Raw genomic sequence first — 12,693 nt, forward strand, 5'->3', positions numbered from 1 at the left:
GCCGAAACCTGCAGCACAGGTGGCGTCTTCCAAGACTCCTCAGGTGGGCACTGCGCTTGACGTCACTCAGGTGCAGTCGGTGGTCGAATCGAGGCGCAGCACCGCCCAGGTATTGCGTCGACTGGCTCCCACAAAGGTGACCGAGTATGGATGATCATGGACGTAACCCTTCTTCCGACCAGCCAATCCTTTATGTGCTTGATACCAACGTACTGATTCACGATCCAAACGCACTGCTCAACTTCGAAGAACACCACGTCGCCATCCCGATGATCGTGCTTGAGGAGCTCGACAAACTCAAAAGTGGGCACCACAGCGTTGCCGCCGAATGCCGCCAGGCCATCCGCCTGATCGACAAGACATTGGGCGAAGCGTCGCCGGAGGACGTCGAAGTCGGCGTACCGATCCAGCGCGGCAAAAGCGGGCCCAAGGGCTTGCTGTCGATTCTGATGAGCAAGCGCAGCGAGCCCAACAGCCTGCTGCCGGAGAATCTGAACGACAACAAAATCATCAACCAATTGATCGACCTGCACGCCCGCGACAAGGACCTGCGCGTGGTGCTGGTGACCAAAGACATCAATATGCGTCTCAAGGCCCGAGCGTGTGGGATCGCGGCCGAGGACTACAGTACCGACCAACTGGTCGACGACGTGTCGATGCTGTCCCGTGGTTATCACATGATGACTGGCTCATTCTGGGACCGCGTCAGCAAGGTCGAAACCCGCCAGGACCATGGCCGCACTTGGCACCAGGTGCAGTTGATCGACAACCTGCCGGCCGTGCACATCAATGAATTCATCGTCGACGAACAAGGCTTCGTGGGCTGGATCAAAGAGATCCAGGTCGACAAGCTGCTGATCCTCGACCTGCATCAGGAACCCCTGTTGCACCAGGAAGCCTGGGGCCTGAAACCGCGTGACATCTACCAGAGCCTGGCGCTGTATGCGCTGCTCGACCCGGACATCCACCTGGTCAACCTGACCGGTGCTGCCGGTTCCGGTAAAACCATTCTTGCCCTGGCTGCCGCCATCGAGCAGACCATGGTGACCAAGCGCTATCGCCGCATCATCGCCACCCGCAGTGTGCAGGGCCTGGACCAGGAAATCGGCTTCCTGCCCGGCACCGAAGCGGAAAAAATGGAACCGTGGCTGGGGGCGATTACCGACAACCTCGAAGCCTTGCACATGGATGACGAAAACACCCATGGCAGCGTCGACTACATACTCAGCAAAGTGCCGTTGCAGTTCAAATCCCTCAACTACATCCGAGGTCGCAGCTTCCAGCAGAGCCTGATTTTGATCGATGAATGCCAGAACCTCACCCCGCACCAGATGAAAACCATCATCACCCGTGCCGGCGCCGGTTCCAAAGTGGTGTGCCTGGGTAACCTGGCACAGATCGACACCCCCTACCTGTCCGCGACCAGCTCCGGGCTGACCTACCTGACGGAACGCTTCAAGGACTTCCCGAACGGCGTGCATATTGCGCTGCAAGGGGTACCTCGTTCGATTCTGGCTGAATACGCCGAATCGCATTTGTAAACGCAATCACTGTGGGAGCGGGCTTGCTCGCGAAAACGGTGTGTCAGTCGCCGGCTTTATTGGCTGACACGCCGCATTCGGGAGCAAGTCCGCTCTCACGTAAGGCTGCTGCCACATTTTGATCGGTGTTAGGTTTACAATCGACGCTCCTGATCAGGAGTATCCCCGTGCTGACTCATCTCGATTCCCAAGGTCGCGCCCATATGGTCGACGTCACCGACAAGTCCGTGACGTTCCGCGAGGCGGTGGCCGAAGCGCGCGTGCGCATGTTGCCCGAGACCCTGCAAATGATTGTCGACGGCGCCCATCCCAAGGGCGACGTGTTTGCCGTGGCCCGCATTGCCGGGATCCAGGCCGCGAAAAAAACCAGTGACCTTATCCCGCTGTGCCATCCGCTGATGCTGACCGGCGTCAAGGTCGAATTGAGCGCCGAGGGCGCAGACTCCGTACACATTGTGGCGCGCTGCAAACTCTCGGGGCAGACCGGCGTGGAGATGGAAGCGCTGACGGCCGCCAGTGTCGCCGCATTGACCCTCTACGACATGTGCAAGGCCGTGGACCGCGGCATGACCATCGAAAACATCCGCCTGCTGGAAAAGCTCGGCGGTAAAAGCGGGCATTTCAAGGCGGATCAGGCATGAGCATCAACGTATTGTTTTTTGCGCGTTACGCAGAGGCTGTGGGCTTTGATTCGCTGGAGATGGAGGGCGATTTCGCCACCGTCGATGCTGTGCGCCTCGCGTTGGCCAGCGACCCTGCGTTTGCGGTACTCAACGAGACCAGCCTGATGTGCGCGCGCAACGAAGAGTTGTGCGACCTCGAGGAGCCGGTGCAGGCGGGTGATGACGTGGCGTTCTTCCCCCCCGTGACGGGAGGCTGACCATGGCCGTTCGTGTGCAAGCCCAGGCGTTTGATCCGGGCGTCGAGGTGAATGCCATGCACGCGGCCAATGTCGGCGTGGGGGCGGTGGTGAGCTTTGTTGGGTATGTGCGCGACTTCAACGACGGCCTGGATGTGGCGGGAATGTTCCTTGAACACTACCCCGGCATGACCGAAAAAGCCCTGGCCAAGATCACCGTCGAAGCCGAGCAGCGCTGGCCGTTGCTCAAGCTGGAAGTGCTTCACCGCATCGGCGCGCTGGAGCCGGGCGAGCCGATTGTGTTTGTCGCGGCAGCCAGTGCCCATCGTCAGGCAGCGTTTGATGCCTGTGCGTTTGTGATGGATTACTTGAAGACGCGGGCGCCGTTCTGGAAGAAGGAAAATACGCCTCAGGGCACCCGCTGGGTAGAAGGTCGAAGTAGCGACCATGATGCGGCGCTGCGCTGGAAGTAATGCAAGGTTAAAAACCTCGTTAATACATGCTCAAGGTGATAACGAGGTTTGAGCACATGGCTCAGTTGAAACGCTCTGAGCGACAGTCTTTTAATTCAAAACTAATCTGAAAAACACCGTTTGCCTGTCAGTTCTGACAGTAGGCACGGTGCCGCGCTGAATATTAAATAAGTCTAGGTAGTTAAATTTACTTTGATGGTCATGCCGCCAGTGCGACAGCATGAGGCATGCGTGAAGGAGAGCGTTATGGCCGCGGGCGACATTGTTATAAGAGCCTTTGAGGTGAAGCTGCCTAACGGGCAGAACTGGACTAATGAGCTTTATGCCAACGGTCGGCATCAATGCCAGTTAAATATATTGATAAAGAAAGAAGTCGAAGATGCCAATGGCAACTATATTGAAACTCCGTTAACTACAACTGAGCGCAATAGCGCAACAATTACGGCTTATGGTTTCCCTGAATCCGTACTTCCTCGGGGGTGGTCGTGCGATAAAACTAAAAACCAATTCGACGTAGGCCTGCGGCCGCTAGGCACGGAAGACTCCGCGGAAGAGCCTAGGGCAGAATTCGACCCTGTTGACAGTAGTTTTGAATTGATAAAGTTGTATATGAGAGCCGGTACGAGCGCGTCCATAGGGACCGAAAGGTTAATGGCAAAAATTTACGTAGGGGGAAAAACGTATACCACCAATGGATCGGTGGGGGGGGTACCCTTTCAGAGTTACGTGGATATCCAACTCACTAGACCCTACCGGTTAGAGATTAACGAGCTGAGTACCTATGTCGACCTTGATGCGTACTCCCACAACCACAATAAAGTCGATATAGATATCTATTATATGACGCCAACCGTTAAAGGTATTCGTTTTGTTGAAAATCGGGGTTTGGATTCGCCCGTGGTTGTCGAGGGAGAAGGGTCACATTTTCATACCTCGTATGTTCAGCATACGAACGATGGGATCCGGTTTAAAGGTGGTGTTGTAATGGTTGAGAGCGGTAGGTTAACAGTGGATAAAATTCAGAAGGACAATGGTTCGGGGGAAGTTCTTTATAATAAGATGTCTACCATTATGCGTGCTGCGCGATATAGAGGGTGGATCAATACTCCCGATGACAACCGGCAAAGTGGATGGCGTCTGTGGGATAACTATGGGTGTGAGCACGTTTTTTATATTGGCTTCACCGACAAAGGAAATGTGCTGGTGTTAAGAACTTAGTTGTTGATTGGGGTTGTGACGCGCATCTATTTTGAATAGGGGCTTTCACTTTTATGAACGTTTACTCCAATGCTTTTAACTTCAATAGCCGCCTCAATGGCGTTGTCGACACGCGCACTGGTCAGTACGTTTGCCGTATTGCACTGGCCACACTCTACCCGCAGGGGCCGTTGGAAATAAGTCGTGAAATTGCACTCTCCTTCTCCCTATTGAACTCAGATGTCTCAGGTAACTATGGCGCCGGGTGGCGCCTTGACAACACGGAGTTTGATCTGGCGACTTCAAAGCTGACGTTGTTGACAGGTGAGCAATACCAAACCCATGGGCTGCCGTCTGTGGGGCGCACATTGGTGATCAAGGACCGAAAGCTCAAGGACCTGGTGGTCCAGCGTGTCGGCGAGTCCACGCTTCATGTGATTTATAAGGACGGCACCCTTGAAATCCTAGGGCGCCCGAGTAGCTCTGGGCCTTACAAGATCACAGCCATTCAGTTTGAAAACGGTGAGCGCTTGCGCTTTTCTTATCTCCAGGGGGGGCCGTTGGAGCGCATTCAGAACGATCAAGGGCAAGACTTGTTGGTGTTGACCTACATGGGCGCCTTACTTGTGGAGGCCGACATTTTGATTGACGGTGGCCGGTATGCCCGTACTCGAATTGCCTATGGGAATGTTAACAACCAACTAGTGCGCGTCACTGTCCCTTACGATCGTACACAGGCTCCGGAAACTGCGGCCTATACATTTGTCTACCACAGACCGTTTCGCAACGGCCTCATCGCGATCAGCGAAGTCAACTCACCGATGGGGGGTAACACACTCATCAGCTACGAAGAGAATGGCCATCAATACGCAAACAATCAGTACATCCCGCGCGTGGTGGGGTGGCGGCAAACCCCGGGGGGTAATCAGCCACCGATCGGTCGTAAGTACAGTTACAGTGCGGGGACTAACTTCACAGGTTATCCCTACTCGGGTGGCTTCACTCCGGGTGAAGAAAACATGTACCTGATTGCCGGTGACTATGCCTATTGGGGCGAAGAGACGGTCATTGATGTGAGCAACAATGATGCCCCGTTGTATGCCACCCGCATGACCTATAACAAGTTCCACCTGTTGACCGAGGAGCGCGTGACCCGCGAAGGGACCCGAACCACCACAAGTCTTGCCTATAACATCCTCCCTGGAAAATTGTTCCCTGATCAGCCGCCCAACCTGCAATTGCCTCGGCAGGTGGTCAGACGCTTCGAATTGGTTGCTGGCGGCAACGCTCGTGAAGAAGTGCAAACCATGGAGACCGATGACTATGGCAACGAGCTAAGTCGTACCGAAGCCTCTGGCGTTTGTGTCGAACGCAGCTATTACCCGGTCGCGGGCGAGGCGGGAAAGTGTCCGGCCGACCCCCATGGTTTGTTCCAGCGCTTCGTGAAGCAAGAGCGCCTTGTTGCCGCAGGCGATACGCCAGCCGCACGACTCACCGAGTACACACATACCCGTGTGCCACAGACGGGTAACAGCTACTTTGTGGTGCAGGAGGCGGTGACTCAACCTGACCTGTTCAGCACGCGGCATACCTACTACGACACACCCGTCTTGTTGGTTGGTCGATTGAAAAGCACGTCCAATACAATCGACGAGCTTGCGTTGACCAGTCACTTCACCTACACCGTTGCGGCGGGCAACCTTGTTGAGACCCGGCGCATGATGGGGCGTGAAGGGCAATGGCTTGAGTCGGCACGCACGCTCTCGCTGGTCAATCGGCGGTTGCTGTCGATGACTCGAGACGGTGGTTGCTCACTGGATCTGGCGTTCGATGTCAGTGGCCGTTTGACAGCGGAAACAGTTTCTCTCGGCAAACCCCAGCAAGCCGGGCGGCGTTACGCCTATCATTTTGCGACGCCGGAAAAACGTGCTCATTTGATCACCACTGATGCGCAAAATAACCAGGTCATTACCTACTTTGATGGTGTCGGGCGCCAAGTGTCCGAAGCTCAATTGATCGGTACCAACCGTGACCAGGAGCGTGTCACCAGAACGTGGCGTTACGACGCGTTGGAGCAACTATCGGAAGTGGTCAAGCACGATTACCTGACCGATGGGCAGCGCTCATTGAAAAGCACCTACTCCTATAACCATTGGGGCAACTCCAGTCGTGTGACCCGCGCCGATGGCAGTGTGCAGATCGATGAGTACGATCCACTGCTCAACCTCAGGGTCGAAGGAGTTGAAGGCGGCGAGCGCTTGAGGCGTTACTTCAATGAGCACAATCAGCCGGTAAAAGTGGAACGTCTCGACGCAGGCGGCGCGACTGTCGAAGTGGAGTCGCGCACCTACGATGGCTTGGGGCGCTGCCTGTCGGTACTGGATAATATGGGCAACAAGCGCACCGAGTTTACCTATGATGCCTTCGACCGGTTAATGACGACCCTTGAAATACCGCTTGATGGCACGCCGCAAAGGCTGCAAAAAACGGACTATGCCCCCGGCACCAGCGACGCAATGATCAGTGCGTTGGCGGTCGATGGCAAGTGTCTGGGGGCCCGTACTTATGACAGCCTGGGCCGCTTGACCAGTCAGACGCGCGGGACGGGGCAGGCCACAACCTGGGAGTATGAGCCTGGATGGACTGAGCCTGTCGCCATGACTTCCCCACGGGGTCATCGTCAGACGCTGACTTACGATAAAGAGTTGGGTGTACCGATCCGTAGAGAGATGACAGGGCTTCCGGTGAGCGCCTACCGACATGATGCAACTACCAGCATGTTGACCCGCTCGGAAACCGATGGCCTGATTCACGAGTATTTTCAGGACACGAATGGCCATCCAGAAAAGGATATTCAAACCGCCAACGGTGCGTCACTCACTGCGCTGTATAGCCATTCTCCTGGTGGGCGCCTGTTGCATCAAACGGCTGCCGATGGTCAGCTCAGCACGCTTGAGTACGATATTTACGGGCGTTTTTCCCGGATCACCACCGGGCCCCTGGTGATCGAGCAAGGCTACGATACCCTTGGCCGGCCTCAGGACCTGACCACGGTCTATGAGGACACGACGGTGGTGACCAAGGTGTCTTATGATGCATGGGGACGGGAAGCCGAACGCCGCTTCGAGGAGAACGGTGTACTGCTGCAGGTGATGACCAATACGTATCACGCCAACAGTCTGTTGGCGACCCGCTTTCTTCGAGACGCGAGTTCGCGGGTGGTGATTGGTGAAACGTTCACCTACGACGCTTTCTTACGGTTGAAAACCTACCGTTGCGAAGGCCTCGAACAGCCTCAGGATCATTTGGGGAGAGGCATTGTCGGGCAGGACTTCAGCTTAGATGGCCTCAACAATATCACCGGCGTAGTGACCACCTTTGTCGATGGCACGCAGGACATCTGCGAGCGATTTTTCACCGGCGCCGATCCGACACAATTGACTCGCCTGACCCATACGGCACCACCACAAGATGTGACCCTGACGTACGATGCGGCGGGCAACCTGCAGGCAGGACCGTCTGGGCAGGTCTATACGTACAATGCCTTTGAGCAACTGACAGGTGTGCACGCCGGTTCCGACCAGTACAGCTACCAGTACGATGCCGACTCCCGACAGGTCGTTGCATCCCGGGGCGATGAGCCGCCAGTGAGGTTGGCCTATAGCGGCGAACGCCTTGAACTACTGGTTGAGGGGAACAAAACCATCCGTTACGCCAACGGCGATGATCAAGTGATGGCACTCAGCGGTGGGGTGGATGGGGTGCAGTTGTATGCCAACGATGCCTCTGGCAGCGTGCGCGGCATAACCGCCCCAAGCGAGGCTCATGTGCGGCGACACTACACGCCCTATGGCGATACGACGATATCGCTGGACGATGGTAAGGCCCGCAGCATGGCCGACCTGCAACTACCTGGAATCAATGGCCAGCGACTGGACGTAGCGACCAACCTCTACGTCCTCGGCAGCGGCGTGCGCGCCTATGACCCGCGCCTGATGATATTTCTGCAGGCTGATCCGCTGAGCCCTTTCGATGAAGGTGGGGTCAATGGTTATGGGTACGCTGCGTGTAATCCGACCAACATGATGGACCCCAGCGGGTTGTGGCCGACCTGGTTGAAGTGGGCTTTCACAGGGGCTGCGTTGGCGTTTGGCGTTGTGACACTGGGGGCAGGTTTGGCAGGCATTGCTGCTGCTGGTTTAGCCGCCGTTACCTCGGCCCAGATAGTAGCCGTCGTCGGAGCGACGATGGGTGTCATTGGCAACATCTTAGGGGTGACCGCACTGAGTATAGAAGCGGTTGATAACGCAAACGGATGGGATCGCTCCCATCACATTAAAAATCTGGGGTGGGCGTCTTTCTCCTTTTCCATCGCCAGTTGGTCAGCCAGTGGATACAACGCCTGGGGGGCTGCGAGTAAAGCGTATGGCGCGGCGAAGACGGGGGTGGATGTAGGGAAGAACACAGCTGGTTTTGTTGTCGACGTCCCACTGCGTGAGGCGCTGAGGAGTGGGAGCAAATTAATCTTGGGTCGAACCTTTAAATTCGGTAAAGCGGTGACCACTAGCAGTAAGGCGTTCGGTTCCACACGAGCATTTGTCAGAACGGCTAATTTGATGCGCTCGTTGGTGGCGCGTTACGACGCTCTCGACTCCCCTTCCGAAGTGGACGACGCGACTAAGGGGGAAAGACGTGAGGCGCAGTCGCAATCACGTTCGGAGCTGGCGCACATCGCCGACATGCCAGACACCGCAAACCGGTTTTATCAGGCGTTCAGGGAGGAGGCTTTACGTATTCGTCAGCCGATCCTGAGTGAGCTTTACCAGGCGGCACCACAACGGTAAGGGTGATTCAAACACATCAGCAACGTGGAAAGCGTTGCGGCGATGTCGCTCCGCAGGAAATAGTGGACAAAAAAGCAGGTACATAAAGCCCTGCTTCTTCGTCCTTGGTTCAGGCTTACGGGCGTTTGCGCTCGACAGGGCGCAACAGGTGCGTCGGCGGCGTTTCACAGCTGATCTTGCGCCCCAGCAGCGTCTCGATCGACGGCAACTGATACGAGTCATCTTCCCCGGCAAAGCTGATCGATACACCCGCCGCCCCGGCACGACCGGTACGGCCGATACGGTGTACGTAATCGTCCGGCACTTCCGGCAGGGTGAAGTTGATCACATGGCTGATGCCATCGATGTGAATCCCGCGACCGGCCACGTCGGTGGCCACCAGCACGCGGATCTTGCCTTCGCGGAAGCCTTCGAGGGTCTTGATGCGCTTGTGCTGTGGCACATCGCCCGACAGTTGCGCAGCGTTGACGCCGTCACGCACCAGGCGTTCTTCGATGCGGCGCACTTCGTCCTTGCGGTTGGCAAACACCATCACGCGCTCCCAACCGTTGTCGTTGACCAGGTTGTAGAGCAGCTTGTACTTGTCGGCACCGGCCACGGCATAGATGTGTTGCTCGACGTTCTCGCTGGCGACGTTTTCCGCTTCGATCTCGACGATGGACGGGTCGGTGGTCCACTGCTTGGCGAGGTTCATCACGTCCTCGGTGAAGGTCGCGGAGAACAGCAGGGTCTGACGCTCGGATTTCGGCGGGGTCTGGCGAATGATCTGACGCACTTGTGGGATGAAACCCATGTCGAGCATGCGGTCGGCTTCGTCCAGTACCATCACTTCTACCATGTCCAGGTGCACGTCGCCGCGCTGGTTGAAGTCCAGCAGTCGGCCCGGCGTGGCTACCAGAATGTCGCAGTGACGGGCTTCGAGGTGCTTGAGCTGTTTATCGAAGTCCATGCCGCCGACGAACGTCATTACGTTAAGGCCGGTGTACTTGGTCAGGTCTGCGGCGTCCTTGGCAATCTGTACCACCAGCTCCCGGGTCGGGGCGATGATCAGCGCGCGCGGCTCACCCATGTAGCGTTCTTTCGGCGGCGGCGTCTGCAGCAACTGGGTAATGATCGAGATCAGGAACGCGGCGGTCTTGCCGGTGCCGGTCTGTGCGCGACCGATGGCGTCTTTGCCGGCCAGGGTGAAGCCCAGCACCTGCGCTTGGATCGGTGTGCAGTACGGGAATCCCAGGTCCTGGATGGCGTGCATCAGTTCAGGCGCCAATTTGAAATCGTGGAAGCGCGTCTTGCCTTCCTGCGGCTCGACGACGAAGTCTTCGAGTTTCCATGGGATCACCGGCGGCGTTGGCGCACGTTCGCGACGTGGCTTCGGTGCCACTGGCGCGGCAGCGGGTTCAACCGGCTTTGCCTGTTCAGGCGGTGTCACCGTTGGCTTCTTTGGCTGGGCAGCCGGTGCGTGCCGTGCGGGCTGTTTGCCGTCATTGCGGCTACCGGCTGTCGGAGCAGGAGCACTGGAATCAGGCGCGAGCGGCTCAGCCTCGCTTTTGCCGAACATCTTCTTGAGTGCTTTGAGCACGGTGATCTCATTAATTGGTTAAGGAATGTACGCCGGCCAGTGTAATGCAAGAATCGGGCGCGGCGTAGTGCGTCTGTCATACAGCTACATAAACTGTGGTTTTCAGCCCAGGCGAACGGTCAACCAGGCACCGATATCGCGTATCTCCTCGGGTAACACTTCGTGGCCCATTGGGTATTCCTGCCATGTCACGGTGACACCACGGGTTTTCAAATGCTCGTAAGCGCTGCGGCCCATGGCGTTCTGTACCACATCGTCGTACTGGCCGTGCAGGCACAGGGCGGGAATGCGCTGTTGGCTGGCTGATAATTCCAGCTCGTCGCTGAACGTAGGGGCATAGGTGGAGAGGGCGATCACGCCACCCAAGGGACCTTCCCAGTTCAGGAATGCGGTGTGGAAAACCACGGCGCCGCCCTGGGAAAAACCGGCGAGGAAAATTCGCGAAGCGTCTATTCCGGTTCTCTTCTGCGCTTCGATCAGGTCCGTGACCATTTTTGATGATGCTTCCAGTTCTTCCAGGCTGATCGAACGGGCCGGGCTCATGGCCTTGATGTCGTACCAACTGGGCATTTCATAGCCCCCGTTGATCGTCACCGGACGGGTCGGTGCCTGAGGCAAAACGAAGCGAGTGGTCAGCAAGCTTTCTTGTAGCGCCTCGGCCACCGGCAGGAAGTCGTAGCGATCGGCACCCAGGCCATGCAACCAGATTACGCAGGCATCTGCGGGCTTGGCGGGCTGAAGAATCAAGGGGTCGGTCATGTCTGCTCCATTAATGTGCGTGCGCTCCGATTAAGTGCGACGGAACGGTGCGTGGCTTGTCGATCTGTTAAGAGAATGTCGCAAGGTTGAATCTTTTGCACTTGATCATGGGCTGAAACGGCTCAGCCAGCACTCTGGTACGCGCCTTGCTACGTGTAGGTCGATGTCAGAACTTTCCTCAAGCGGTAACACTATCAGTGCATGCCGCTTGTAGGAAACAAGCTGGAATTACTGCGACAACTTCATGCCGCTTGACCCTAAAAAAAGCCAACACGGGTCGATATCGCCTCATAAGGGTGCGCTGAGGTTCGAGCTCCGACACAACAAGAGCAAACTGGAGGTTTGAATGAAGGTATTGAAATCCACCCTGGCCATCGTTTCCGCGGCGGCCGTTCTGGGTGTCAGCGGTTTCGCCCAAGCCGGCGCCACTCTGGATGCCGTGCAGAAGAAAGGCTTTGTGCAATGTGGCGTGAGTGACGGCCTGCCGGGTTTCTCGGTGCCGGATGCCAGCGGCAAGATCCTCGGGATCGACGCTGATGTGTGCCGCGCCGTGGCCGCTGCCGTTTTCGGCGACGCTACCAAGGTCAAATTCAGCCAGTTGAATGCCAAGGAGCGTTTCACCGCGCTTCAGTCCGGCGAAGTCGACATTCTGTCCCGTAACACGACCATGACCAGCTCCCGCGACGCCGGCATGGGCTTGAAATTCCCAGGCTTCATCACTTATTACGATGGCATCGGCTTCCTGGTAAACAACAAGCTGGGCGTGAAAAGTGCCAAAGAGCTGGACGGTGCAACCATCTGCATCCAGGCCGGTACCACCACTGAGCTGAACGTTTCCGACTACTTCCGCGGCAACAACCTGAAATACACCCCGATCACCTTCGATACCTCCGACGAAAGCGCCAAGTCGCTGGAGTCCGGGCGTTGCGACGTGCTGACCTCCGACAAGTCCCAACTGTTCGCCCAGCGCAGCAAGCTGGCCGCACCGAAAGACTACGTGGTACTGCCGGAAACCATTTCCAAAGAGCCATTGGGCCCCGTCGTGCGTAACGGCGACGACGAGTGGCTGGCCATCGTGCGCTGGGTTGGCTACGCCATGCTCAACGCTGAAGAAGCCGGCATCACTTCGAAAAACGTTGAAGCTGAAGCCAAGTCCACCAAGAACCCGGACGTTGCACGTCTGCTCGGTGCTGACGGCGAATACGGCAAAGACCTGAAAGTGAAGAAAGACTGGGTCGTACAGATCGTCAAGCAAGTCGGTAACTACGGTGAAGTGTTTGAGCGCAACCTGGGCAAGAGCACCCCGCTGGAAATCGACCGTGGCCTGAACGCGCTGTGGAACAACGGCGGCATTCAATACGCACCCCCTGTGCGCTGATCGCTGATGGTTCTGTCACCCGGTGGGCCAACCGCCGGGTGATGTTCTGTTCCATTATTTTCG

The 12,693-nt window shown here is 56.9% G+C and carries 9 protein-coding genes; 7 read left to right on the forward strand and 2 right to left on the reverse strand.

All coding sequences use genetic code 11. The annotated features are described in order from the left end of the window. Positions 1-146 precede the first annotated feature (146 nt). From PF1751_RS04850 to PF1751_RS04875, 6 genes are all read left to right on the forward strand, one after another. Positions 147-1,541, forward strand: coding sequence for a PhoH family protein (locus PF1751_RS04850; RefSeq protein ID WP_005785025.1), 1,395 nt, complete (start codon positions 147-149; stop codon positions 1,539-1,541). 167 nt (positions 1,542-1,708) lie between these two features. Beyond that, positions 1,709-2,182 carry a cyclic pyranopterin monophosphate synthase MoaC gene (moaC, locus tag PF1751_RS04855; RefSeq protein WP_010212961.1) on the forward strand — a complete coding sequence of 158 codons (474 nt, stop codon included), beginning with the start codon at positions 1,709-1,711 and terminating at the stop codon, positions 2,180-2,182. Further along, positions 2,179-2,421 (forward strand): molybdopterin converting factor subunit 1, encoded by a 243-nt coding sequence (moaD, locus tag PF1751_RS04860; RefSeq protein ID WP_010212960.1) that lies wholly within the window; start codon positions 2,179-2,181, stop codon positions 2,419-2,421. The genes moaC and moaD overlap by 4 nt, the downstream gene beginning before the upstream one ends. A 2-nt stretch (positions 2,422-2,423) precedes the next feature. After that, the gene (gene moaE, locus PF1751_RS04865) at positions 2,424-2,873 is read left to right on the forward strand and encodes a molybdopterin synthase catalytic subunit MoaE (RefSeq protein ID WP_021491847.1); all 450 of its coding nucleotides are present in this window, start codon (positions 2,424-2,426) and stop codon (positions 2,871-2,873) included. 246 nt (positions 2,874-3,119) lie between these two features. Beyond that, entirely contained in the window at positions 3,120-4,091 is a 972-nt protein-coding gene (locus PF1751_RS04870) for a hypothetical protein (protein WP_021491846.1), read from the forward strand. 53 nt (positions 4,092-4,144) lie between these two features. After that, complete coding sequence (locus tag PF1751_RS04875; RefSeq protein ID WP_044286666.1) at positions 4,145-8,914, forward strand: RHS repeat domain-containing protein; 4,770 nt, start codon at positions 4,145-4,147, stop codon at positions 8,912-8,914. Between the two features lie 115 nt (positions 8,915-9,029). On the opposite strand, the gene rhlB is transcribed toward PF1751_RS04875, so the two are convergent. Together rhlB and PF1751_RS04885 are read right to left on the reverse strand one after the other, a co-directional pair. Next, a complete protein-coding gene (gene rhlB / locus PF1751_RS04880) occupies positions 9,030-10,493 on the reverse strand; it encodes an ATP-dependent RNA helicase RhlB (protein ID WP_010212956.1) in 1,464 nt (487 codons plus the stop codon). A 102-nt stretch (positions 10,494-10,595) separates the two neighbouring features. After that, complete coding sequence (locus PF1751_RS04885; protein ID WP_010212955.1) at positions 10,596-11,252, reverse strand: alpha/beta hydrolase; 657 nt, start codon at positions 11,250-11,252, stop codon at positions 10,596-10,598. A 346-nt stretch (positions 11,253-11,598) separates the two neighbouring features. Between PF1751_RS04885 and PF1751_RS04890 the strand changes: the two genes are divergently transcribed. Next, entirely contained in the window at positions 11,599-12,630 is a 1,032-nt protein-coding gene (locus PF1751_RS04890) for an amino acid ABC transporter substrate-binding protein (RefSeq protein WP_010212954.1), read from the forward strand. Positions 12,631-12,693 lie beyond the last annotated feature (63 nt).

It is taken from the genome of Pseudomonas simiae (assembly GCF_000934565.1).
In the GTDB taxonomy this organism is placed as follows: Bacteria; Pseudomonadota; Gammaproteobacteria; order Pseudomonadales; family Pseudomonadaceae; genus Aquipseudomonas; species Aquipseudomonas simiae.